This is a genomic window from Actibacterium lipolyticum (assembly GCF_900184935.1).
Lineage (GTDB): Bacteria > Pseudomonadota > Alphaproteobacteria > Rhodobacterales > Rhodobacteraceae > Actibacterium_A > Actibacterium_A lipolyticum.
This window is the reverse complement of sequence record NZ_FXYE01000001.1, coordinates 1,580,993-1,605,630: the sequence shown is the minus strand read 5'-3', so window position 1 is coordinate 1,605,630 and position 24,638 is coordinate 1,580,993. Positions and strand designations below refer to the sequence as shown.

At 55.2% G+C, this 24,638-nt stretch carries 23 protein-coding genes and 1 tRNA gene; 13 read left to right on the top strand and 11 right to left on the bottom strand.

What is annotated here, in order from left to right; all coding sequences use genetic code 11:
* Positions 1-53: 53 nt before the first annotated feature.
* Positions 54-1,085, bottom strand: coding sequence for a substrate-binding domain-containing protein (locus tag COL8621_RS07910; RefSeq protein WP_093966703.1), 1,032 nt, complete (start codon positions 1,083-1,085; stop codon positions 54-56).
* Positions 1,086-1,256: 171 nt separating this feature from the next.
* On the bottom strand, positions 1,257-2,297 hold the full coding sequence (locus COL8621_RS07905) for an ATP-binding protein (RefSeq protein WP_093966702.1): 1,041 nt from the start codon (positions 2,295-2,297) through the stop codon (positions 1,257-1,259).
* Between the two features lie 235 nt (positions 2,298-2,532).
* Between COL8621_RS07905 and COL8621_RS07900 the strand changes: the two genes are divergently transcribed.
* Positions 2,533-2,907 (top strand): hypothetical protein, encoded by a 375-nt coding sequence (locus tag COL8621_RS07900; protein WP_093966701.1) that lies wholly within the window; start codon positions 2,533-2,535, stop codon positions 2,905-2,907.
* A gap of 98 nt (positions 2,908-3,005) precedes the next feature.
* Here COL8621_RS07900 and COL8621_RS07895 read toward each other — a convergent pair whose 3' ends face one another.
* Genes COL8621_RS07895 through COL8621_RS07885 form a run of 3 tightly spaced genes read right to left on the bottom strand, consistent with a single transcriptional unit; the run spans position 3,006 to position 5,068 of the window.
* Positions 3,006-3,536, bottom strand: a complete 531-nt coding sequence (locus tag COL8621_RS07895; protein ID WP_093966700.1) for a gamma carbonic anhydrase family protein — start codon at positions 3,534-3,536, stop codon at positions 3,006-3,008.
* Positions 3,533-4,174: a guanylate kinase gene (gene gmk / locus COL8621_RS07890; RefSeq protein ID WP_093966699.1), complete on the bottom strand. Its 642-nt coding sequence runs from the start codon at positions 4,172-4,174 to the stop codon at positions 3,533-3,535. Before gmk ends, COL8621_RS07895 begins: the two co-directional genes overlap by 4 nt.
* A 3-nt stretch (positions 4,175-4,177) precedes the next feature.
* The gene (locus COL8621_RS07885; RefSeq protein WP_093966698.1) at positions 4,178-5,068 is read right to left on the bottom strand and encodes a YicC/YloC family endoribonuclease; all 891 of its coding nucleotides are present in this window, start codon (positions 5,066-5,068) and stop codon (positions 4,178-4,180) included.
* Positions 5,069-5,203: 135 nt separating this feature from the next.
* Between COL8621_RS07885 and COL8621_RS07880 the strand changes: the two genes are divergently transcribed.
* Positions 5,204-5,884: a PAS domain-containing protein gene (locus COL8621_RS07880; protein WP_093966697.1), complete on the top strand. Its 681-nt coding sequence runs from the start codon at positions 5,204-5,206 to the stop codon at positions 5,882-5,884.
* Here COL8621_RS07880 and COL8621_RS07875 read toward each other — a convergent pair.
* On the bottom strand, positions 5,881-7,248 hold the full coding sequence (locus tag COL8621_RS07875) for a class II 3-deoxy-7-phosphoheptulonate synthase (RefSeq protein ID WP_093966696.1): 1,368 nt from the start codon (positions 7,246-7,248) through the stop codon (positions 5,881-5,883). The genes COL8621_RS07880 and COL8621_RS07875 overlap by 4 nt on opposite strands.
* 274 nt (positions 7,249-7,522) lie before the next feature.
* Between COL8621_RS07875 and COL8621_RS07870 the strand changes: the two genes are divergently transcribed.
* The 8 genes from COL8621_RS07870 (at position 7,523) to COL8621_RS07835 (ending at position 16,565) form a co-directional block, all read left to right on the top strand.
* Positions 7,523-8,440, top strand: a complete 918-nt coding sequence (locus tag COL8621_RS07870) for a GlxA family transcriptional regulator (RefSeq protein WP_235823809.1) — start codon at positions 7,523-7,525, stop codon at positions 8,438-8,440.
* 112 nt (positions 8,441-8,552) lie between these two features.
* Positions 8,553-9,749: an ABC transporter substrate-binding protein gene (locus COL8621_RS07865; RefSeq protein ID WP_093966694.1), complete on the top strand. Its 1,197-nt coding sequence runs from the start codon at positions 8,553-8,555 to the stop codon at positions 9,747-9,749.
* Positions 9,750-9,845: 96 nt separating this feature from the next.
* Positions 9,846-10,637, top strand: a complete 792-nt coding sequence (locus COL8621_RS07860; protein ID WP_093966693.1) for an ABC transporter ATP-binding protein — start codon at positions 9,846-9,848, stop codon at positions 10,635-10,637.
* On the top strand, positions 10,630-11,340 hold the full coding sequence (locus tag COL8621_RS07855; RefSeq protein ID WP_093966692.1) for an ABC transporter ATP-binding protein: 711 nt from the start codon (positions 10,630-10,632) through the stop codon (positions 11,338-11,340). The genes COL8621_RS07860 and COL8621_RS07855 overlap by 8 nt, the downstream gene beginning before the upstream one ends.
* Before the next feature lie 2 nt (positions 11,341-11,342).
* Positions 11,343-11,711 carry a hypothetical protein gene (locus COL8621_RS07850; RefSeq protein ID WP_093966691.1) on the top strand — a complete coding sequence of 123 codons (369 nt, stop codon included), beginning with the start codon at positions 11,343-11,345 and terminating at the stop codon, positions 11,709-11,711.
* Positions 11,711-12,721, top strand: coding sequence for a branched-chain amino acid ABC transporter permease (locus COL8621_RS07845; protein WP_093966690.1), 1,011 nt, complete (start codon positions 11,711-11,713; stop codon positions 12,719-12,721). Before COL8621_RS07850 ends, COL8621_RS07845 begins: the two co-directional genes overlap by 1 nt.
* Complete coding sequence (locus COL8621_RS07840) at positions 12,718-14,016, top strand: branched-chain amino acid ABC transporter permease (RefSeq protein ID WP_093966689.1); 1,299 nt, start codon at positions 12,718-12,720, stop codon at positions 14,014-14,016. Before COL8621_RS07845 ends, COL8621_RS07840 begins: the two co-directional genes overlap by 4 nt.
* A 140-nt stretch (positions 14,017-14,156) precedes the next feature.
* Positions 14,157-16,565 carry a GcvT family protein gene (locus COL8621_RS07835; RefSeq protein ID WP_093966688.1) on the top strand — a complete coding sequence of 803 codons (2,409 nt, stop codon included), beginning with the start codon at positions 14,157-14,159 and terminating at the stop codon, positions 16,563-16,565.
* Positions 16,566-16,575: 10 nt separating this feature from the next.
* Here the strand turns inward: COL8621_RS07835 and COL8621_RS07830 are convergent, their stop codons facing one another.
* The 4 genes from COL8621_RS07830 to ypfJ form a co-directional block, all read right to left on the bottom strand.
* A complete protein-coding gene (locus tag COL8621_RS07830; protein WP_093966687.1) occupies positions 16,576-17,295 on the bottom strand; it encodes a Hint domain-containing protein in 720 nt (239 codons plus the stop codon).
* A gap of 663 nt (positions 17,296-17,958) precedes the next feature.
* Positions 17,959-18,042, bottom strand: a tRNA-Leu gene (locus COL8621_RS07825).
* Between the two features lie 53 nt (positions 18,043-18,095).
* Positions 18,096-19,079 (bottom strand): outer membrane protein assembly factor BamB family protein, encoded by a 984-nt coding sequence (locus tag COL8621_RS07820; protein WP_093966686.1) that lies wholly within the window; start codon positions 19,077-19,079, stop codon positions 18,096-18,098.
* 172 nt (positions 19,080-19,251) lie between these two features.
* Positions 19,252-20,094, bottom strand: coding sequence for a KPN_02809 family neutral zinc metallopeptidase (ypfJ, locus tag COL8621_RS07815; RefSeq protein WP_093966685.1), 843 nt, complete (start codon positions 20,092-20,094; stop codon positions 19,252-19,254).
* A 126-nt stretch (positions 20,095-20,220) separates the two neighbouring features.
* Between ypfJ and COL8621_RS07810 the strand changes: the two genes are divergently transcribed.
* Both COL8621_RS07810 and COL8621_RS07805 read left to right on the top strand, forming a co-directional pair.
* On the top strand, positions 20,221-20,799 hold the full coding sequence (locus tag COL8621_RS07810) for a YqaA family protein (RefSeq protein ID WP_093966684.1): 579 nt from the start codon (positions 20,221-20,223) through the stop codon (positions 20,797-20,799).
* Positions 20,796-21,272: a disulfide bond formation protein B gene (locus tag COL8621_RS07805; RefSeq protein WP_093966683.1), complete on the top strand. Its 477-nt coding sequence runs from the start codon at positions 20,796-20,798 to the stop codon at positions 21,270-21,272. The genes COL8621_RS07810 and COL8621_RS07805 overlap by 4 nt, the downstream gene beginning before the upstream one ends.
* Here COL8621_RS07805 and COL8621_RS07800 read toward each other — a convergent pair.
* Complete coding sequence (locus COL8621_RS07800; RefSeq protein WP_176438450.1) at positions 21,269-21,538, bottom strand: usg protein; 270 nt, start codon at positions 21,536-21,538, stop codon at positions 21,269-21,271. The two genes, COL8621_RS07805 and COL8621_RS07800, sit on opposite strands and share 4 nt — an antisense overlap.
* A gap of 194 nt (positions 21,539-21,732) precedes the next feature.
* On the opposite strand from COL8621_RS07800, the gene gyrA reads away from it, so the two are divergent.
* Complete coding sequence (gene gyrA / locus COL8621_RS07795; RefSeq protein ID WP_093966681.1) at positions 21,733-24,471, top strand: DNA gyrase subunit A; 2,739 nt, start codon at positions 21,733-21,735, stop codon at positions 24,469-24,471.
* Positions 24,472-24,638 lie beyond the last annotated feature (167 nt).

Here is a 24,638-nt window from a genome sequence, read left to right as displayed (position 1 = left end):
AAGGTAGTGAGAGCGGCACGCGATGATGCCGCTCTCTCAGGCGAAATACTGCCTTAGTTCATTGTGCTTTCAGCCGCAACCGCAGCTTGTGTGTCAGCCAGTTCTGGATCGGAAACCAGACCGTATGCTGCCAGCGGGCCGTCTGGGCCGGCGATTTCGTCAGCGACGAAGAATTCAGCATATTCTTTCAGGCCCGGGATAACGCCGATATGTGCCTTCTTGATGTAGAAGTACAGCGGACGAGACACAGGATATTCACCGGTTGCGATGCTTTCGGTCGATGGAACGACGCCCGACATTGTCGCAACTTGCAGCTTGTCTGTGTTGTTTTCATAGAAAGCCAGACCGAACACGCCGATGCCGTCACGGTTGGCTTCGATACGTGCCAGCGTTTCAGTGTAGTCACCGTCGATGTCAACGGAACGACCATCTGTGCGCAGTGCGATACATGCCTTTTCAGCGGCTTTCTTGTCGTCACCCATCGAAGCTTTAAAGACTTCGAAGTCGCCGGTTTCTTCACAGCCAGCCAGGATAACTTTGTCTTCGAACACTTCGCGCGTACCGTGCTTGGTGCCAGGTACGAATGCCTGAATTTCCTGAGCAGGAAGCGCAGGGTCAATCTCGTTCCACATGGTTGCTGTGTTTTCAACAACGGCACCATCTACGACAATCTTGTCGGACAGGGCTTTGTACCAATGTGTCGGTGTGAATTCGAAACCGTTACCGTTGATGTCGGATGCAAATACGATCCCGTCATAACCGATGCGAACTTCAACGATGTCGGTGACACCAGCTTCGGCACAAGCAGCGATTTCGGTGTCTTTGATTTTGCGCGATGCGTTTGCAACGTCGATTGTGTTTTCGCCGACACCTTCACAGAAGCGTTTAAGGCCTGCGGACGAACCGCCGGATTCAACAACTGGTGTTGGGAAATCGAAGTTTTCGCCAAAGGCTTCGGCAACGATCGACGCGTAAGGAAGCACAGTCGATGAGCCAGCAACCTGGACGTTGTCACGTGCAGCCGCAGCAGTGGCAGATACGGCGGCGATCGCCAGAGTAGAGGCGGTCAGTTTTACAAAGGACATAAAAAGCTCCTGATGTCTTGCATGTGGTCACCGCGGATGAGCGACCTCACGCCGGGTGGTAGTCACACCGCGCTATCCTTTTGTGACACATTCGTAACAGTTTTATGACAGTGGTGGAATTTGTAATAAACAAATGCCGCCAAGCGGTCATTGACGGTGCGTAAGACCACTTCAGACGACAGGCAACATGACCGAAAACCGGCTCCCCTCGCTCGGTGCACTTTCAATCCGAAACCGACCGCGATGGCGATTCACGATGTGCTTAACAATCGCAAGTCCCAAACCCGTCCCACCCATTTCGCGCGACCGATGTCCATCGACCCGATAAAAGCGTTCTGTCAGACGCGGAATATGAACAGGATCAAGCCCTTCCCCCTGATCGATCACAGCAACATTCACGCCGGGCCCACGAAACGCCAGCTCACGATCCGCGACGGAGATATCAACGGTGACAACTCCACCGGACCCACCGTATTTGACCGCGTTTTCGATCAAGTTGGTAAACACCTGAACCAATTGATCTGAGTCGCCTTGAACAAAAACTGATGCGGTATGGCCTGTCACATTAATTGTAACGCCGTTGTCACGCGCCATCGGGCGCAGCGTCAAAGCGCAGGAATTGACCAAAGCAACAATATCAACACGTTCTTCTGGCCGCATCCGCTCTTCGCTTTCGACACGGCTAAGCGACAGTAGATCCCGGACCAACCTGTTCATACGCTCTGCCTCGCGCTCCATGATGGATAAAAAGCGTTCACGCGCGCTGGCGTCATTACGTGCCGGGCCGCGCAGCGTTTCAATAAAGCCAAGAAGCGCGGTAAGCGGAGTCTTCAATTCGTGGCTGACGTTGGCGACGAAGTCTCGGCGGATTTGTTCGGCCTGTTCGCGATCCGTGACATCTTCGAAAAAAACCAAAAGACCCCGCCCCGTTTCGCCCTGTACCGGGCTGGTGGTCACGTCATAGGTCGCTTCGCGGGTCATTTCTGTCGTCAGAAACCGGCTGCGGCGTTGCTGGTTCAGGCGCAATGTCTCCTCAACACAGTCTAAAAGGACAGGTTGACGCAAAACTGTTACATAGTGCCTTCCGATGCCTCCGGGGCCGAACATGGCCTGCGCTTTTTCGTTCATCGCATCGACCCGACCGTCTTTGGAAATCAAAATCATCGGGTGGGGAATCGCCGCCAGAACGGACGTAAGCAACTCAGATTTCATAAGTTTTTCATCCTGATCGAGCCGATTTTGCGTAACATTTGAGCACTTTCAAAGGGTTGTGGGCCAGGAACCAGTTTGTTGCCATAAAAGGTACAATCGATAGATAGGCTTTAATTCTAAGGTGTTTTTGCCCATTTTTTGATCGCAGGGGTGTGACGTTGCGTAATCTAGCGGTTGGAAAGATCGAATATTTCAGGGCACCATCAATAACAAGTTGATTCGGAAGAGGTCCAGAATGGAACAAATCCAGTGCCGCCCCCATCTGCGCGTTGCATCCAACACCGACCGGTTGTCGCTGGTCGTTGGGATGCCGGTGGACGACGTGCCACACGATCGCGGCTCTCTCGAAGGCGCAAAGCTTGAATATCTTCCATATGCATTGATACATGCGGCCCTTACCCGCGTTCCCATGGTGGAAACCATCGTAGCCCCCTTGGTCAGCGATCAGTTTGACGCGCTGGACTTGGCACACGAACTAGATCGCGCTGGTTATCGTGGGCGTCTGATGATTGTGACACCGCGCCTTCCGCGCCCTGAAATGATCAAGCGCGAACTGGCGTCTATCTGCCCGAATGTAAAAGTGCACATTGCCAGCCCGGCCACGCACTGATCTTTGATCCGCGTGGACGCCACGCGAACACCAATCTAACACTTTCAGATTTGCCCCCAATTGGCGCAAGCGTGTTGTGCCATAAAGGATCGTTCGGCCTAGGCGTGGGGAACCAACCCTTGTCGAAAACGGCGCATGTTTTCTTGGTAGTGCAGCGCCGAGGCGCGCAGACCGGCAATCGCGGCTTGATCTAGCTGGCGAACCACCTTACCCGGCGCGCCCATCACCAGCGAACCGTCCGGAATTTCCTTGCCCTCGGTTATCAATGCGCCAGCGCCAATCAGACAGTTCTTGCCGATTTTGGCACCATTCAGAACGGTCGCGCCCATCCCAATGAGGGTTTCGTCGCCAATCGTACAGCCGTGCAACATCGCCTTGTGCCCGATTGTGCAATTCTTACCAATGGTTAATGGAAACCCCATGTCAGTGTGACACACAACGTTTTCCTGAACGTTCGTGCCGTCACCCAAGCTGATCAGCTCATTATCTCCGCGCAGGGTGCATCCAAACCAGACCGAAACCGCGCTTCCGACGGCGATCTTCCCGATGAGGTTCGCATCCGGGGCGATCCAGTAATCCCCGTCTGTGGGCAAGGTCGGCGAAATACCATCCAGCGCGTAAAGGGTCATTGGTTTTCCTCAAACTCTGCATGCAATTTGCGAACATGATCCAAAAGGTCCGGCTGTTGCGAGCGCCGCAGACGGATCGCCGTGATCACAGTTTTCAGATCAACCTCTGTCTGGTCAAGATCATCGTTCACCAGAACGAAGTCGTAACCATCCCAGTGGCTGATCTCATCCCAGCTTTTCTGCATCCGGCGCGTTATGACGTCTTCGTTGTCTTGCCCCCGGCTTTCCAGGCGACGGCGAAGTTCGGTGATCGACGGTGGAAGCAAAAAGATTGAAAGAGTGTGCTGCCCCAACGAAGAGTTTCGGATTTGCTGTGCGCCCTGCCAGTCAATGTCGAACAGAACGTCCTGCCCTGCATCAATCGCTTCTTGCACCGCACCCTTAGGAGAACCGTAGAAGTTACCGAAAACATGCGCGTGTTCCAGCATCTCGCCTTCGGCCACCTGCCGTTTGAATTCGGTTTCACTGATGAAGTAATAGTCTTTTCCGTCGACCTCGCCGGGGCGTGGCGTCCGGGTTGTGGCCGACACCGAAAACCGAATGGACGGGTCCCATTCACGCAACCGTTTGGCCAAGGTCGACTTCCCTGCGCCAGACGGTGAAGACAGGATGATAAGAAGCCCGCGCCGATCTGCCATTCTTTACTCCACGTTTTGAACTTGCTCGCGCATCTGATCGATCGTGGCCTTTAGGTCAAGGCCGATCCGGGTCAACGCGGTGGACTGAGATTTGGAGCATAAGGTATTCGCCTCGCGGTTAAATTCCTGCATCAGGAAATCAAGCTTTCGCCCCACGGGTTCATCTGCGGCAAGCAACTGGCGCGCGGCCAATACATGCGCTTCTAGCCGGTCCAGTTCTTCGCGAATGTCGGCTTTTACCGCGATCAACGCCAATTCTTGGGCCACGCGGGCATCATCGGCGCCTTCGCTATGGTCCATCACTCGCGCCAGGTTAGAGCGCAGCGTGTCGGCCATCTGATCCTGCCGGTGCAAGGCTTCGTCCATCGCCTGACCGATAAGGGTTTCAATCGTGCCCAACTGATCGTGCAATACAGCGCCAAGCGAGGCCCCCTCGCCCGCGCGCATGTCGTTGAACGCGTCGATCAGATTGGGCAGGTCTTCCATCAGCCCCGCCAAAAGCGGTGAGGTATCTTCGTCGTTAGAACCCACAAACTGGACCCCCTTCATCGCCAGAATATCTGCCGATGTGGGCGGCGCGATGCGCAGGTTGTGTTCCAACGCGGCGGTTTCGATCCGCTTCAACGCCGCCAGCGTGTTGTCCAAGACATGCGGGTCCAGCTTTAGCGGTTCGGCGCCAGCCTCTCGCATCACGCGAAGTGTCATACTTACATTGCCGCGCTTGATCGTTTTCGGAAGCTCGCCACGGATGGCCTGTTCCAACCCACCGATCCAATCGGGAACCCGAAGCCGAAGATCCAGCCCCTTGGCGTTTACACTGCGTATTTCCCACGTCCAGCGGTATGCTTTCTGGCTGCCTGTTGCCACGGCAAACCCGGTCATTGAATTAACCATTTAACTTATTTTGCCCCTCAGCCTTCGGCATTCATGCCATATTAACGTTTAGGTAACCGTGTCTGCATAGCGTTAGCATACTGTTAAGCGTTGCGACAACGGCACCGGGGTCAACGCGTTCGGCAAGGGGTTATCATGATGCGTATGTTTTCAGGTGGGGCCAAAGTTGTGCCTCTTTCTAACTATCAGGACAAAATGCGTTTTCCGATACTCAACGAAGTCGAAGCATACTGGGAAGGGTTGCGTTCGGGCCGCTCTATGCCAGCGCGGTCGGATGTTGATCCACGCGGCCTTGAACGTGCGCTTGAATTTGCATTTGTCTTGGAACGCGTCGCCCCCAACGTTGCGCGGTTCCGTCTTGCTGGTCAGCACCTGACCGCATTGATGGGGATGGATGTGCGCGGCATGCCATTGTCGGCTTTGTTCGCCCCTTCTGGGCGCGAGCTATTGGGCGACCAGATCGAAAACCTTTTCGATACCCCTCAGACCATTCGCCTGACACTGTCTGGCGAAGGTGGCCTTGGGAAACCCGCGCTTGATGCTGGAATGCTTCTTTTGCCGCTACACAACGAAGTCGGAGAGGTGAACCGCGCCCTAGGCTGCCTGATCAGCGAGGGGCAGATTGGCAATGCACCGCGTCGGTTCGTCATCGACAACGTTCAAAGCAAACCCATTGAGGTGCACCGTGTCAGCGCCCCGGTCCAGGCCGCCGCAGGGTTTGCTGAAACTGCGGCCTCGTTCGACGCCAAAGGCAGCAATGAAAAAGGGCCAGACGCAAAACGCCCGGCCCTTCGATTGGTCAGTTCAAACGATTAAAGAACTGCGCGCCGCTTTTCAGCACGCATGCCGCTCAGTTCCTCGGAAACGAGGAACGCAAGCTCCAGCGCTTGGCTGGCGTTCAAACGTGGATCACAAGCTGTGTGATAGCGCGAGGAAAGATCCTCCTCGCTAACCGCACGAACGCCGCCGGTGCATTCGGTGACATCCTTGCCGGTCATTTCGAAATGTACGCCACCCGGGACAGTACCTTCAGCCTTGTGAACCGAGAAGAATTCCTGAACTTCGCGCAGGACGCTATCAAACGGACGTGTTTTGTAACCCGTCGCCGATTTGATCGTGTTGCCGTGCATCGGGTCGCACGTCCAAAGCACATTCGCGCCCATCTCTTCTACCGCACGAACGAGTCGCGGCAGATGATCACCGACATTCCCCGCACCAAATCGCGCGATCAGGGTCAGACGACCCGCTTCGTTTGACGGGTTCAGCTTTTCGATCAGAACTTTCAGGTCGTCCGTGCTGATGGATGGGCCGCATTTCAGACCAACCGGGTTTTGCACGCCACGTGCAAATTCAACATGCGCGCCGTCAGGCTGACGCGTGCGATCGCCGATCCAGATCATGTGGCCAGAGCCAGCCACCGGCAGACCCGATGTACTATCAACCCGGCACAGTGCTTCTTCGTATTCCAGAAGAAGCGCCTCGTGCGAGGTGAAAAAATCGACCGTCGCCATTTTGGAATTGGTGTCAGCATTCACCCCTGCCGCCGACATGAAATCAAGCGTGTCAGAGATGCGGCTGGCCATTTCGCGGTACTTTTCAGCCTCTTCGCGTTCCGTGAAGCCAAGTGTCCAGCTGTGAACGTGGTGAATATCGGCGTACCCACCCTTAGAGAACGCGCGAAGAAGGTTCAGCGAAGCCGCCGCTTGGGTGTAAGCCTGCAGCATCCGGTTTGCATCCGGCACGCGCGATTCTTCGTTGAATTCGAACCCGTTGATGATGTCACCACGGTACGAAGGAAGCTCTACGCCGTTGATCGTTTCGGTGGCGGCGGAACGCGGTTTTGCGAACTGCCCCGCCATCCGGCCAACCTTCACCACGGGCACTTTCGCGCCATAGGTCAGCACGATTGCCATCTGCAGCAACACCTTGAACGTGTCGCGGATGGTATCTGCCGAAAACTCGGAAAAGCTTTCTGCGCAATCGCCACCTTGCAACAGGAAGGCTTCGCCACGCGACGCGGCGGCCAGCTTGTTCTTCAGGTTCCGTGCTTCGCCAGCAAAGACGAGCGGCGGATACTTGGAGAGCTGAGCCTCCACGGCCTCCAGCGTTTCCTTGTCCGTATACTCGGGCATCTGAACCCGGGGCTTGTTGCGCCAGTCAGATTTTTGCCACTTGGTCATCGTCTTTGCTCCAGAAAAATATGCGTTTTGCGCTGGTCGTTATAGGGAAAGCTGGCTGTTGGCGCTACCGTAAAATCGGCAATTGCGACCTGTTGACTATGAATGAATTACGCCGCCTCTCTTGATTGCGGTGAATAAACCTGCTTTCGCTAACATGTCACACCGCAAGGAGAGCAGCGTGGACGAACACCTTAATCCAGAATTCCTGGTCGAAATAGACAATCCAGAGGCCCGCACCCGGACCTTTGTCTTCGTGTTGCTGGATCAGTTCACCATGCTCTGTTTTGCATGCGCGATTGAGCCGTTGCGGATTGCGAACCGGATGTCAGGCAAAGAGCTTTATCGGTGGACGCTTGCCGGTGAAGGCGGTGAATTCATCGAAAGTTCCAACGGAACATCCTTCAAGTTAGACATCGATCTGGATGAGCTTAAACGCGACGACGTGATGTTGGTCTGTGGTGGTGTGGACGTTCAGGCGGCGACGACCAAACGCCTTTTGAACTGGCTTCGCCGCGAAGCACGGCGCGGTTTGATCATCGGCGGGCTGTGCACGGCGTCTTATTCACTGGCAAAAGCCGGGCTTCTGGATGGCAAGCGCGCGACGATTCACTGGGAGAATCAGGATAGCTTCACCGAAGCCTTTGACGATGTGGAACTGACTAAGTCGGTCTTCGTGATGGATGGAAACCGACTTTCGACAGCTGGCGGGACCTCTTCCATCGACTTGATTCTGAAAATGATTGCCGAGGATCACGGCGAAGAGCTGGCCAATGCCGTCGCGGATCAGTTGATCTATTCCTCGATCCGTACGGATCAGGACAGTCAGCGGCTTTCGATTCCCACAAGAATCGGTGTGCGTCATCCGAAACTTAGCCAAGTCATCCAGATGATGGAGCAGAATCTTGAAGAACCGATTTCGCCGTCGGTTCTTGCCAGTGATGTGGGCATGAGCACGCGCCAGTTGGAGCGATTGTTCCGGCGATATCTGAACCGTTCGCCCAAGCGATACTATATGGAACTGCGGCTTCAAAAAGCGCGTAACCTGCTGATGCAAACGGATATGAGCGTGATTAACGTTGCGTTAGCTTGCGGTTTCGCATCGCCGTCGCATTTCTCGAAATGCTACCGCGCCCACTACAATACAACCCCTTATCGTGAACGCGGAAACCAATCTGCGCGGCTATCCATCTGATACGACTAAGGTCGCAAAAGCGCCAACATTGGTCGCTTGTGTGGTCTTCCCTTTTCCAAAACACCGATCTACGCTTCAGCGTGGAATAACGTTCCAACACGGGAGTTAAAAAATGAAAAAGTTTCTGATGGCCACTGCAATGTCGGCCGTTGCTGCATCCGGCGCTATGGCCGCATCTCACGCTGGTGAGGTGAAGCTGGGCATTCTGTTGGGCTTCACTGGCCCAATTGAATCGCTGACGCCGTCGATGGCAAGCGGTGCCGAATTGGCAATGAAAGAAGTGTCCGATTCTGGCGCATTTCTGGGTGGCTCAACTGTGATGCCAGTTCGTGCAGATGGCACATGTGTTGACGCTGCTGCGGCTACCGCCGCCGCTGAGCGTCTGATCACATCTGACGGCGTTAAAGGCATCATGGGCTCTGACTGTTCGGGCGTAACCGGTGCAGTTCTTGCAAACGTCGCGGTGCCAAACGGCATCGTTATGATTTCACCATCCGCAACTTCGCCTGCTCTTTCGGCAGCTGAAGACAACGGCCTGTTCTTCCGCACATCGCCTTCTGACGCACGTCAGGGTGCAGTGCTGACTCAGGTTCTGATGGATCGCGGCGTAAAAGAAGTTGCTCTGACCTATACCAACAACGACTACGGCAAAGGCCTTGCAGACAGCTTTCAGTCTGCATTCGAAGCTGCTGGTGGTTCGGTTACCCTAAGCACTGCGCACGAAGACGGCAAAGCTGACTATTCTGCTGAAGTTGGCGCATTGGCATCCGCCGGTGGCGAAGCCCTTGTTGTTGCTGGTTATGTTGACCAAGGCGGTGCAGGCGTTGTGCGCGCGTCGCTTGATAGCGGTGCGTTTGACACGTTTGTCTTCCCTGATGGGATGATCGGCGCGGCGCTGGAAGAAAACTTTGGCTCTGACATCGATGGCTCCTTCGGTACCGTTCCCGGCACCGACAGCAACGGCGCGACGATGATGCTGGATATGGCTGCAGCGGCTGGCTTCACAGGCGACTCCCCCTATGTTGGCGAAAGCTATGATGCTGCGGCACTGATCATGCTGGCGATGCAAGCGGCTGGTTCGGCAGAACCTGCTGACTATCAGAGCAAAGTCATGGATGTTGCCAACGCACCTGGCGAAGAAATCTTCCCTGGTGAGCTTGAAAAAGCGCTCAAGATTTTGGCTGAAGGTGGCGACATCGACTATGTCGGCGCAACCGCAGTTGAACTAATTGGCCCCGGCGAATCCGCTGGCAGCTATCGTGAGATTGAGTTCAAAGACGGTAAGATGGAAACCGCGCGTTACCGCTAAGTTTCACATTTTGACACTACAGGCAGCCCGGGCGAAACGTCCGGGCTGTTTCGTAAAACAACAAGGGTTCAAAGACCCAAAAAGGGGTATCAGGGTATGATCGTCGCCCAGGATATACACAAACACTTCGGGGGCTTTCGGGCCGTCGATGGCGCCTCGATAGAGATTGCCGAAGGGTCCATCACCGGACTAATCGGCCCTAACGGCGCCGGAAAATCAACTCTTTTCAATGTGATCGCTGGGGTTCTTAAGCCAACGTCGGGTCGCGTTACAATGGCGGGAGAGGACATCACTGGCCTTCCCCCACACGAGCTGTTTCACAAAGGCCTGCTGCGAACGTTCCAGATTGCGCACGAATTTTCTTCGATGACCGTACGCGAAAATCTGATGATGGTTCCGGGCAATCAATCCGGCGAAGGCCTGATGAGCGCTTGGTTCAATCGCGGTGCTGTCGCCCAAGAAGAGCGTGAACTGGCGAAAAAAGCCGATGAGGTGTTAGAGTTTCTGACAATCGATCATCTGGCGGATGAAAAAGCCGGGAACATGTCAGGCGGCCAGAAAAAGCTGCTGGAACTGGGCCGCACCATGATGGTCGACGCCAAGATCGTGTTTCTGGATGAGGTCGGCGCAGGTGTGAACCGCACCCTGCTGAACACAATCGGCGATGCCATCGTGCGCCTGAACAAAGAGCGTGGCTATACGTTCTGTCTTATCGAACACGATATGGATTTCATCGCCCGGCTTTGTGATCCAGTCATCGTTATGGCCGAAGGTAAAGTGCTGGCCAAAGGGTCCGCCGATCACATCATGGAAAACGAAGCCGTGATTGAAGCTTACCTCGGTACTGGCTTGAAAAATAAGAAGAAGGAGGAGGAGACCAATGTCTGAACCCTTCCTGATTGGTGAAAACATGACCGGCGGCTATGGCGGTGCAGATATTCTGCATGGCTGTACGATCGCCGTGGAGCGCGGAAAGATCGCGGTAATCGTCGGCCCGAACGGCGCAGGTAAATCCACTGCGATGAAGGCCGTGTTCGGGATGCTTAACATTCACACCGGATCTGTTCGGTTGGATGGCGAAGACATCACCGCCCTGTCCCCACAGGCCCGCGTGGCCAAGGGTATGGGTTTTGTGCCGCAGGTGAACAACATCTTCACGTCGATGACCGTCGAAGAAAACCTTGAAATGGGTGCCTTTCTGCGAAACGACGACATCCGCGACACGATGGAACAGATTTATGATCTGTTCCCAATCCTGCGCGACAAACGCCGTCAGCCCGCAGGCGAACTTTCTGGCGGGCAACGCCAGCAGGTCGCCGTTGGCCGCGCGCTGATGACCCAGCCCAAGCTTTTGATGCTGGATGAACCGACAGCCGGCGTTTCGCCCATCGTGATGGACGAACTGTTTGACCGCATCATCGAAGTAGCGCGCACCGGGATTTCGATCCTGATGGTGGAACAAAACGCCCGCCAAGCGCTGGAGATCGCGGACACTGGCTATGTTCTTGTTCAGGGGGCCAACGCATACACCGATACCGGGCCTGCGCTTTTGGCGAACCCCGAAGTCCGCCGCACGTTCTTGGGAGGCTGATCATGACTCGTATCCTTTGTCTTACCGGCGTGCTGCTATCGGCCACGGCCTTGCCCAGCTTTGCCGAAACGCTGAACTGCGCGTTCACATCCGAATGTTTTGCCACCGACGCCTGTCAAGAAACGGCCTTCCATCTTGAAATGGCAGATGACGGCGCAGGCTGGACGCTGAGCAGCGTGGCAGGCGACACATCGATGTCCGCTGTCGCAGGCGACAGTGTTGCATTGCGTGCCTTCGTTTCCCCCGTCACCGCTGACACACTTCATCTGCTAAGCGTATTTGAAGACGGCAGTGCCTTTTACGCCACTAACAGCTGGTATGGGGAACCCGTTAACGTCAGCTATCATGGCACCTGCGAGGGAGCAGACTGATGGAATTCCTTAATGCGCTTGTCGCGCTTTCCAACTTCGTTCTGATCCCGGCCACCGCTTACGGCGCGCAGCTTGCGCTTGGGGCGTTGGGCGTGACGTTGATCTATGGCATCCTGCGGTTTTCCAACTTCGCCCATGGCGACACGATGGCGTTTGGTACCATGGTCACCGTTTTGGTGACTTGGGCCTTCCAAAACGCCGGTATTTCGCTGGGCGTTCTTCCCACAGCACTGCTTGCCCTGCCCTTTGGCATTGCTGCGACTGCACTGTTGGTCCTGGGAACCGATAAGCTGGTCTATCAGTTCTATCGCAAACAAAAAGCGGCGCCGGTGATCCTTGTGATCGTTTCGATTGGTGTGATGTTCATCATGAACGGCCTTGTCCGTTTCATCATCGGGCCAGACGATCAGCGCTTTGCCGACGGCGAACGTTTCATCATCACCGCGCGCGAATTCAAGACAATGACCGGCCTTAGCGAAGGCTTGGCCCTTCGGACGACCCAAGGGATCACGATTGTGACTGCCGTTGTCGTTGTGGCGCTTTTGTTTTGGTTCCTGAACCACAGCCGGACCGGCAAATCGATGCGCGCCTTTTCCGATAACGAAGATCTGGCACTGCTGTCTGGCATCAACCCAGACCGCGTTGTGGCGATCACTTGGATCATCGTTGCGGCCTTGGCCACGATCGCTGGCGTTCTCTATGGCTTGGACAAAAGCTTTAAGCCGTTCACCTATTTCCAGCTTCTGCTGCCAATCTTTGCTTCGGCAATCGTTGGCGGGCTTGGGAACCCGTTGGGCGCAATCGTCGGCGGCTTCGTCATTGCCTTTTCCGAAGTGACGGTAACCTACGCTTGGAAAAAGGTGCTGACCTATCTTGCTCCTGAGGGGTTGGAACCTAACAGCCTCGTTCAGTTGCTTTCGACTGACTATAAGTTCGCGGTGTCCTTCGTAATCTTGATCATCGTGCTTCTGTTCCGGCCAACCGGACTGTTCCGGGGGAAATCAGTATGACCAAACGTGATGCTATTCTGTTCGCAATCGTTGCTGCGATGATCGTCGCAACCGGTTTCATCCAAAGTTGGAACACGGCACTGACGATTATTAACATGGGTCTGATCTCGGCCATCATGGCTTTGGGCGTGAATATGCAGTGGGGTTATGCCGGGCTGTTTAACGTTGGGATCATGGGCTTTGTTGCCCTTGGCGGCCTTGGTGTTGTTGTTACATCAGCACCGCCTGTTGGCGAAGCTTGGGCTGCTGGTGGTTTGCGGGTCATCCTGGGCCTGGCCATCGGCGTAGGCGTTATCTTCGGCGCTGTGCGGTTTTGGAACCGCCTGCCCAAGGGCCGCGTGCGCAACCTGTCAGTGCTGGCGACGCTGGTCGTTGGTTTCTTCGTCTTCCGCGCGGTCTTTGACCCTGCCGTTCAGGCGATCGAAGCCGTGAACCCTGCTTCGACTGGTTTTCTTGGCGGGCTTGGCCTTCCTGTATTGCTTAGCTGGCCGGTTGGCGGGTTGTTGGCGGCAGGTGCTGCTTGGCTTATCGGGAAAACGGCGCTTGGTCTGCGCTCTGACTATCTTGCGATTGCTACGCTTGGCATCGCAGAAATCGTCATTGCGGTTCTAAAGAACGAGGACTGGCTTGCCCGAGGCGTGAAAAACGTGATCGGCCTGCCCCGCCCCGTTCCATACGAAATTGACTTGCAAAACAGCGCAAGTTTTGTTGAACGCGCGGCTGCTTTTGGTGCGGATCCGATGACGGCCTCCTCCATCTTTGTGAAGCTTTGCTATGCGGTTCTGTTTACCATCGTTCTGCTTTGCCTGATCTGGCTGTCAGAAAAGGCGCTGAATTCGCCTTGGGGCCGGATGATGCGCGCCATTCGTGACAACGAAACCGCGGCCGAGGCGATGGGCAAAGACGTTAAGGCGCGCCATCTGCAAATCTTCATTCTTGGCTCTGCCGTCTGCGGCATCGCCGGGGCTATGATGACAACGCTTGATGGCCAGCTGACGCCGGGTACCTATCAGCCGCTGCGCTTTACCTTCCTTGTGTGGGTCATGGTGATCGTCGGCGGTTCGGGCAACAATTGGGGTGCTGTCTTGGGCGGCTTCGTGATCTGGTTCTTTTGGGTTCAGGTCGAACCGCTTGGAGCGCTTCTGATGCAAGGCCTCACCTTTTGGATGGCCGACGGCTCTGCGCTTAAGGCCCACCTGTTGGACAGTGTCGCGCATATGCGCCTGCTGACCATGGGTATCATCCTGCTTGTTGTTCTGCGGTTCAGCCCACGTGGGCTTATCCCCGAACGTTAAAAAACCTGCCCCTTCGGCGTATTGAATTGCGCCGAAGGGGCAACCTCACATCCCATTAGCGACAATAAGTGTCGCCTTTTGCATTGCTGAGGCCTGCTGACGCGGCCACGCTGACCTTATGTCCAAGACATGAGGAAGCCATGAAAACCCATACCCAAGTCTGTGTGATCGGCGGCGGCGTTGTCGGATGTTCGGTTCTTTACCACCTGACCAAACTTGGCTGGTCGGACGTCATGCTGATTGAACGCTCCGAACTGACGTCGGGGTCTACGTGGCATGCAGCCGGTGGTTTTCACACCTTGAACGGCGATACCAACATGGCGGCCCTTCAGGGCTATACCATCGGACTCTATAAAGAGCTGGAGGAGATTACCGGAATGTCCTGCGGCCTGCACCATGTGGGCGGCATTACATTGGCCGACACCCCCGAACGGCTTGATATGCTAAAGGCAGAGCGTGCCAAGCATCGCTATATGGGGCTGCACACTGAAATTCTTGGCCCGTCCGAAATTAAGGAACGTGCCGAACTGGTGAATATCGACGGGATTGTTGGTGGTTTGTACGATCCGCTTGATGGGCATCTTGATCCATCCGGAACGACCCATGCCTATGCCAAGGCCGCGCGGATGGGTGGCGCCGAAATCGTTCTTCACAACCGAGTGCTGGAAACCAATCAACAACCCGATGGCAGCTGGCAGGTCGTTACCGAAAAAGGCACCATCATCGCCGAGCATATCGTGAACGCAGGCGGGCTTTGGGCGCGCGAAGTGGGCGCGATGGCGGGCATTTATTTTCCGCTCCACCCGATGGAGCATCAGTACCTTGTCACCGATGACATCCCCGAAATTTACGAGCGTGATTCAGAGTTCCCTCACGTTATTGATCCCGGCGGCGAAAGCTATCTGCGTCAAGAAGGGCGCGGGCTGTGCATCGGGTTTTATGAAAAGAAATGTGAACCTTGGGCCGTGGACGGCACGCCATGGGATTTCGGGCATGAGCTGCTGAACGACAAGCTTGAAAAAGTCGAAGACAGCATCGAATTCGCCTATCGCCGCTTCCCGGTTCTGGAACGCGCCGGCGTCAAGACCGTGATCAACGGGCCGTTCACCTTTGCGCCCGATGGAAATCCGCTGGTTGGTCCGGTGCCGGGCGTGCGCAATTACTGGTCGGCCTGCGCGGTGATGGCTGGTTTCAGCCAAGGGGGCGGTGTTGGGCTGACCTTGGCGCAATGGATGATTGATGGTGAACCGGCGCAAAACTCTTTCGCGCTGGATTGCGCACGGTTCGGCAACTGGATCACCCCCGGCTATACGCGCCCGAAAGTCATCGAGAATTACCAAAACCGGTTCTCCGTCACCTACCCGAACGAAGAACTCCCCGCTGCACGCCCCTTCAAAACGACCCCAATGTTCGACATTTTTGATGGCATGGGCGCAGTTTGGGGCCAGCAATTCGGGCTGGAGGTCGTGAACTATTTCGCCGAAGGCGCAGAACCGCGGTACGAAACACCAAGCTTCCGCCGTTCAAACGCATGGGATGCGACAGCGCGCGAAGTCAAAGCCGTGCGCGAAGCTGTTGGCATCAACGAGGTTCACAACTTTAGCAAGTTTCTGGTCACTGGCAGCGATGCGCGCGCGTGGCTTGATCGGATCATGGCGGGCCGCATTCCTAATGTTGGCCGGGTTTCTCTTACCCCGATGCTATCACCAAAGGGTAAGCTGATCGGGGATTTCACGGTCTCTTGCCTGCACGAAGAAGAGTATCAGCTGACTGCGTCCTACGGATCGCAGGAGTTTCACCTGCGCTGGTTCCTTCAGAACCTTGAGGGCGATGTTCAGGTCAAAAACATCTCTGACACGCGGAACGGCTTTCAGATTGCCGGGCCACGCGCTGGAGAGTTGCTGCAACGCTGTACCCGGTCAGATGTCGGCACGATGCGCTTTATGGATGTGAGGCCGATGACCGTGGGCATGGCCGACTGTATCGTTCAACGGCTAAGCTACACCGGCGATCTTGGGTTTGAGATTTACACCGACCCGATAAGCCAGCGCGCCCTTTGGAACGCCCTTTGGACCGCAGGACAGGATCTTGGCCTGCGCCCGTTTGGTATGCGCGCGATGATGAGCCTGCGATTGGACAAGTTCTTTGGCGCATGGCTTCGCGAGTTTTCACCCGACTACACAGCGGCGGAAACTGGTTTGGATCGATTTATCGCATTCAACAAAAGCACCGATTTCATTGGCCGTAAACCAGCCGAGGCTGAACGCGCAAACGGCGCCGCGCGCAAACTGTGCGCGTTCGAAGTTGACGCAGCTGACGCAGATGTCATCGCCTATGAACCAATCTGGATTGACGGCGCGGTTCAGGGCTTTTGCACGTCGGGTGGGCATTCACATTGGGCGAAGAAATCCATCGCGCAAGGGTTCGTACCAAGCGATCTTGCCAAGGACGGTCTGGCCGTAGAGATCGAGATACTTGGCAACAAGCGCCCTGCCCGACTAATCACCAGCCCGCTGTTCGACGCCGATGGGAAACGGATGCGCGGCTAAATCCGGCGACCTACTGCTTCAAAAGCAGCGCTTCGATCTTCTTAAGGGATTTTCGGACGACGGAATGCCGTTCACGCCCCTTGGTTGTGTCCAAGTCGGGGAACAGGTCCAGAATCTCGTCCTGATGCTCTTTCCCCATTCCGGCAAGGGATTGCGTGCCCGGCTGGAAGCTTTCGCTCCATGCGCCGTTCGACAAGACGACCTCATGGCGATCGAACAGAAAGTGGATATAGGTTGCGGAATGGGCGTTCTTCACCTCAATTCCACGGTTGTTCACCAGATGCTTGGCCGCCACCAACACCTCACGCTCGTCGAAATGAAGCGCGGTTTTGTCATTGGCCACCAACAGGCGGTGATCTGGGCTAACAAGCATATCACGCTCTGGCAGGCCTTGGCCCAACGCACCTTCGCGGATCAGAACCGGCTTTAGATGATGATCTAGGGTCAGTTCTTTCCCGTTCAGCGTCTTTTTACCCGCCCAACGAATTTCCTGAATACCATTGTCGCGCGTGATGACTTTATCGCCCTCACGCAGATCTTCGGCTGGTCGTTCGCCTTTGATCGTGGCGATCATTGTCCCCGGCGTGAAACAAGGCACAACTTGCGAGCCGGGCTTCAGACGAGGTTGTTCAGAGATGGTTTCGGACACCCGTTCACTATCTGCTGATTTGAGATCAATGCTGTCGCTGTTCGTACCTGCGTTAATCAAATCACGGCGATCGTCGGACATACCCAAACCCCTAACTGAAGTGGCAAACCAAAACTCAGGTTTGCGTTTATTAACAGTTCCGTAGGGGTAAGATTTCGTGTCGTTCACGCCACGGCGCAAACGGTATTAGTTGGGCGGTGCCCAGCCTTGCAAGCCATCAAGCCGAACAATCCTGAACGGCCCACATTTCAAAGTCGAATTTGTGCGTCTTTTGCCCAAGCTAAGCAATCCGCACCGTCCACCCGCATCATAACAGATGCATAATCGTAATATACTCAAAGTAAGTCCCCCACGGACCGACTTCATTTAACGATAACTCTGCAGGAACTCAAAGCAAAAATGGCGAGAATGTGGCGACCTTTTCACCGCATGCGTGCAAATCTTGTAATAAAACTTTCGCCATACACCACCTATTGTTTCCCTGTGGAAAGCAATCAGGCGTGCTGTTTGAATGCCAACTTCAAAATTCAGGCTTTTTCTTAGCTGAATAGACAGGTTTCGATCGTTGATTGTTTATGAACCCGAAATTGCGCCAGTCGGCTATCGCACCCGATTAGAAACAGTGTTTTTCACGTTTGTGTCACGCCATCACACAACGCTGTCATCCGTTTGTGACACACAGCCGGTAACACCATACGAATCAAAGCACAGCACAGGTGCTGTGATCGTCTTTAAACTTGGGGATGGTGCCCGAGGAGAGATTCGAACTCTCACGCCTTGCGGCGGGGGATTTTGAATCCCCTGCGTCTACCATTCCGCCACTCGGGCTTGCGCAACGGGTGGTATCAGATCAGACAGCCGGTGCAAGTGGTTTTCGACGTTCAGCTTTTCGTTTTTTTGCGTCGCCGTGCGTATGCCATTATTCCTACCGCCGCGCCCAGTAACGGAAGCGTCGCAGGAAGTGGGACAGCGGACAGTTCATATTGATCAAAGCCATCGAAATAGCTGATCGTGTACCCGCCCCGTCCTTCTTGTTCGCCGAAATAAAGCTGCGTGCCATCAGCCGAAAAGCTCAACGCGCCGCCTTGTGCCAGATCAGAGGCAAACAAAGTCGCGTTAAGCGTAAGCGGGTCGAACACGTAAATCTCACCAGCTGATGTGCTTGCGAAGATTTCGCCGGTTCCCTGATGAATCGCCAAATTTTCAAAGCTAACGCCACCCGGCGCTTCGACGACAGTTTCGATCAGGCCGTTTTCATCGAACGAAAAGAGCCCGCTTGGGCTTTCATCACTAAGCGCAAACAACGTTCCGTCTGCGCCCACCTCAATCGCGTTCATCGATGGCAGGCCCGATGTCGTCAGCTGGACTTCGCCAGTTGTGCCATCCACCCACGTCGCGCCGCCGTCTTCAGCCACAACCAGAATTGTGAATTCGGCGCCGTAAAGACCATCGATGATCTGAACGTCCGTTGGGTCCTTGGTCTTAAGCTTGGTCAGAACCGTGGTTTGGCCCGTGACGGCGTCCATTTCATACAGCCGCCCATGGGACGACGTAACAAAGAGGCTTCCGTCTTTGAAGGTAATGCCGGTCGCGGTTTGGTTGCCTGATGTCGCATCCCCGATCAGGGTCAGCGAACCATCGTCTTCGATACGATAGACCTGTCCGTTGTCGCGACGGTTTGCACCCACGACATACGCATTTCCGGCATCATCAAACGTGATGTTGCCGAAGTTGCCGCGACGATCGTTCACGTTCACGACCTCAACTTCCGTGAAGCCGGGCTGCGCCAAGGTTGCGGCGCTTAGAACGGTCGGAAAGTTAAGTGCACATAAAAAGGCAACACAAATTGAACCGAATTTCACCATTAAGCCCTTCAGTTGGCCCCCAATGCTATTCAATCACATTTGCGGCCCAGTATCGCAAGAACTCTCTCCGCTTTTGGTTGATAAATCATATACTTGACACAATGCGGGCACAGTTCAGAAAACAATGCGCCTTCGCACTAGCCATTGTTGCTCATATGGAAACCACCACCCGCTAAAGTCGACTCGCGCCAAACGTATCACAATCTGCGATGCGCCCACTTTCGTAACCTTTCGCGAACCATCGTTGACGTTGTTCGGATGTGCCATGGGTAAACGTGTGTGGCATCGGAACCCGCCCCGCGTTGCGTTGCAATGTGTCATCGCCGATCTGTTTGGCGGCATTCATCGCCTCGGCCAGATCGCCGCGTTCAAGGCTTCCGAATTGCCGCTGCGCGTGAACCGCCCAAATGCCTGAAAGGCAGTCGGCCTGAAGTTCAATACGTACCGAAATCTCATTAGATTGCTTCTCTGAAACCTGCCGACGCAGCGCGTTTGCCTTGCCTAGGACGCCAAGTTCGTTCTGAACGTGATGCGCGATTTCATGCGCCACAACATAGGCCGCAGCAAAATCGCCCTTGGCACCAAGCTGACGTTCCATTGTGGTGAAGAACCCAGTGTCCAGATACGCCTTTTTGTCGGCCGGGCAATAGAACGGCCCAGTCGCCCCACTTGCGCCGCCGCAAGGCGAACTGGTGGACCCTTTGAACAGAACAAGAGTGGGTGCGTTATAAGCTTGGCCAACTTGTTGGCGGAACAAATCCGCCCAAATTTCTTCGGTGTCGGCAAGTGTCACAGACACGAACTTACCTGCGCGTTCATCGGCTTCGGTCAGTTCCACCTCACCACCTTGGTTGACCGCGCCTTGTTCCAACAAGGGTGACACATCGATCCCCAAGAAATAGCCGATGGCCAAAACCGCCAAAAGGCCCACGCCGCCAACAGCACCCGCGCCCGTGCCACCGCGTGATCGTCTGTCTTCAATATTCCGGCTACCGCGCCTACCTTGCCACTTCATAACAACTCCTGCCTTCGGTTCAGAGGCTAATTTACCGCCTCAACAGCTTCGCGCAATGGCTTGCATGACTTGACCCCGCGCCCACCCCGTGTTGCATGTGGCGGGTGTTTAGTAAAAGGCCGGCCCATGATCAGAAGACTTTATGAATGGACGCTTTCCCAAGCCGAAAGTAAAAATGCGCTGTGGATTTTGGGTTTTGTGGCCTTCGTCGAAAGCTCTGTCTTTCCGATCCCGCCAGATGTGCTGATGATCCCGATGATTATCGCCAGCCCACGCCGCGCATGGTTGATCGCGGGCGTTGCGTTGCTTGGTTCTGTATTGGGCGCGTTGGTGGGCTATTATATCGGTTACGGCCTGTTCGACAGCGTTGGCCGCCCGGTTTTGGAGTTCTATGGCAAGGATGCCTATTTTGAAGAATTCCGCACGCGTTACAACGAATGGGGCGCGTGGGCCGTTCTGATCGCAGGTATTACGCCCTTCCCGTTCAAGGTGATCACGATCCTTTCGGGGTCCACGGGCTTGAACCTTGGGGTGTTTATCATCGCCTCGATCATCGCGCGGGCCGCACGGTTTTTCATTGTCGCCGCATTGCTTTGGAAGTTCGGCGCACCAATTCGTGATTTCATCGACAAGCGTCTTGGCTTGCTCTTCACCGTCTTCATGGTGTTGCTGGTCGGAGGATTCGTGATGGTGAAATATCTATGACACGCAAACAGCTGGTGGTTCTTGCTTCGGGTGGGTCGCTTGCCCTTTTGCTGGGTGCCTTTGCCTTTCAGTTTATCGGCGGTGTCGCCCCGTGCAAAATGTGCCTTTGGCAGCGGTGGCCCCATTTGGCGGCAATATTGCTGGGCCCTCTGGCGTGGTTTACCCGTACAATCTGGTTCCCCATCGCGGGGCTTCTTGCCGCCGCAACGACCAGCGGCATCGGCATCTACCACACCGGCGTAGAGCGTAAATGGTGGGAAGGCCCCACCTCCTGCTCAGGCAGCGGCAATGCCCTATCTGGCCTCTCAGGCGCGGATTTGTTGAACTTTGACGCAGCACCCACCGTTGTGATGTGTGATGTCGTGGCTTGGGCTGATCCGGTCCTAAACCTATCCATGGCCAGCTGGAATGCCGTTCTGTCGGCAATTCTGGCGCTTATTTGGCTGGCCGCCGCTGTTTCCTCGCGCGACTAGTGAAGCGTAAATTCACCAACGACGTTTCGCCATTCGCCCGATGACATCATCTTTCGATGAGTGAACCGCACAGAATGAAGTGGGCCTTCGATCTGGTCCTGCCAGAATTCGATAAACTTAAAAAGCCGTGGGTGATCGGGCGCCAGATCGTATTCCTGCCAGATGAAGGTGTTCAGCACATGCTTGAAATCCGGCATGTGATAGAAGAATTCGGCGGTGGTCAGGCCGTACCCTTTTAGCATCAACTCTGTCTCATTGGTCGTCAATTTACTGCTCCTTTGTGACATCGCTGATTTTAATCATGCCAGAGCTGATTTAGTTTTCAATAAAAACAGTATGTTAGCACTCTCCCTCAGAGGCTGCTCATATTCCGGGCAACCACCCATTGCACCCTATATCCGGGATAAGATATAATAATTTCAACAATATATAGATCGTGCAACGACCGACGGGACACTACGTGAACGACACGCCAGAAACCCCTGAAAACGAAGACGAAAACACGCCGGACACGCCGAAATACGACGGTCCGACGATTTCCATCGAGGAAGAGATGCAGACCTCGTTCATGGACTATGCCATGAGCGTGATCGTAAGCCGTGCGATCCCCGATCTTCGAGATGGCCTGAAACCTGTGCACCGGCGCATTCTTTATACGCTGTGGGAAAACGGGCAGACTCAGAACAAACCATATCGTAAATGCGCCACGGCCGTGGGCGACGTTATGGGCCGGTATCACCCACACGGGGATTCGGCGGTTTATGAATCGCTTGTCCGCATGGCGCAGGACTTTTCGATGTCCGTGCCGCTGATCGACGGTCAGGGCAACTTTGGCTCCATGGATGGCGACCCTGCCGCGGCTTATCGGTACACCGAAAGCCGCCTGAAAAAGGTGGCCGAGCAGCTTTTGGTTGATATCGACAAGGAAACTGTCGACTTCATCCCAAACTACGCAAACGAACGGATGGAACCGACCGTCCTGCCTGCGCGTTTCCCGAATATGCTGGTCAACGGTGCCGAAGGTATCGCCGTTGGTATGGCCACGCGGATTCCGCCCCACAACCTGGGCGAAGTCATCGATGCCACGCTGGCGCTGATCGACGACCCTGATCTGACATCCGAACAGCTGATGGAATACGTCCCCGCGCCGGACTTCCCGACGGGCGGTATCATCCTGGGCCGTACCGGTGCGCGCAAAGCGTATCTTGAAGGCCGTGGTTCGATCGTAATCCGTGCAAAAACACGGATCGAAGAGATCAGAAAAGACCGCTATGCCATTGTTCTGGATGAGATTCCTTATCAGGTGAACAAAGCGTCGATGATCGAAAAGATCGCCGAACTTGTCCGCGATAAGAAGCTTGAAGGCATCTCCTCCATTCAGGATGAATCTGACCGCGTTGGCGTTCGGGTCGTGATTGAATTGAAACGCGATGCCACGGCAGAGGTTGTTCTAAACCAGCTGTTCCGCTTCACGCCGATGCAGACCTCGTTCGGGGCTAACATGCTGGCGTTGAATGGTGGCAAGCCAGAACAACTGACGCTTCGCAAATTCCTGACTGCTTTCATTGACTTCCGCGAAGAAGTTATCGCGCGCCGCACTGCTTATGAGCTGCGCAAAGCACGTGAACGCAGCCACATTCTATGTGGTCTGGCCGTTGCCGTTTCGAACGTTGATGAAGTGGTTGCGACGATCCGTTCCTCGAACGATCCGGCCGAAGCCCGCGAAAAGCTGATGAGCCGCCGTTGGCCCGCACATGATATCGCTGAATACATCCAGCTGATCGACGATCCGACCCACAAGATGAATGATGACGGGACTTATTACCTGTCAGAAACGCAGGCGCGTGCGATCCTGGAACTTCGCTTGCAACGCTTGACCGCCATGGGCGTCAAGGAAGTAACGGATGAGTTGCAGGACCTTGCAGCAAAAATCCGCGAATACCTTGATATTCTGCGTTCCCGCGAACGGATCATGGCGATTATCGGTGACGAGCTGCGCGATGTTCGCGAACAACACGCCGTTCCACGGCGTACAGAGATCATCGATTGGTCCGGCGATATGGACGACGAAGATCTGATCGAACGCGAAGATATGGTCGTGACCGTCACCAGCGGAGGTTACATCAAACGTACACCCCTTGCAGATTTCCGCGCCCAACGTCGCGGCGGCAAAGGCATCAGCGGGATGGCGACCAAAGAAGAGGATGTCGTAACCACCCTCTTCGTGGCCAACACCCACACGCAACTGTTGTTCTTCACGACCGAAGGCATGGTTTATAAGCTGAAAACATGGCGCCTGCCACAAGGTGGGCGGACGGCCAAGGGCAAGGCGATTATCAACATCCTGCCGATCCCTCAGGGCGTTTCTGTTGCTGCAATCATGCCCGTCGATCGTCCCGAAGAAGAATGGTCTGACCTTCAGATCGTCTTTGCCACCACGGCAGGTGATGTGCGCCGCAATCAGTTGTCTGATTTCACCAACGTGAAGTCGAACGGCAAGATCGCGATGAAGCTGCCCGACGAGACAAGCTTGGTAAACGCGCGTATCTGTACGGAAGATGACGACGTAATGCTTGTAACCTCTAGCGGGCGGGCGATCCGCTTCCCAACCACGGCGGTGCGTGTCTTTAAAGGGCGCGATTCCACCGGTGTTCGTGGTATTCGCCTTGGTGAAGGTGACGAAGTGGTCTCGATGGCGGTTATCCGGCATTTCGAAGCCTCTTCGGAAGAGCGTGCTGCGTATTTGAAAATGCGCCGTGCCGTTGCTGGCCTGGCAGATGACGCCGAAAGCGATGAGGAAGAGGCCGTCGCCGAAGCCGCCGATTTCAGCCAAGAGCGTTACGCCGAAATGTCGGCCGCCGAGGATCTGATTTTGACGATTACCTCCGGTGGCGCGGGCAAACTGTCGTCCAGCCATGACTACCCGGTTCGGGGTCGTGGTGGCCAAGGCGTTCAGGCGATGGATAAGGCCATGCGGGGCGGTCGCCTCGTTGCGTCCTTCCCTGTCGAAATGGATGATCAGATCATGCTTGCGACGTCGACTGGGCAATCCATTCGCTGCCCTGTTGACGGAATCTCGTTCCGTTCGCGCAGCGCTGGTGGCGTAAAGGTCTTCGACACCGCCAAGAAGGAAGAGGTCGTTTCGGTTGCTTGGATCGCGGATCAAGGCGACGAAGAAATCGAACAAGGCGACGAATAGGACCGCACGCATATAAGAAGCCACCGCTTTCTTAAGGCGATTGGGTTCTTGTTGCAGACCATGTTTGGCGCGCCATCTGCAAAGACGGCACCGAAAAAACGGAAAACTTATCGGGGCAGCCACGTGCTGCCCCTTTCCCTTTCCACCATTCTCGCCTAAATCGCCGG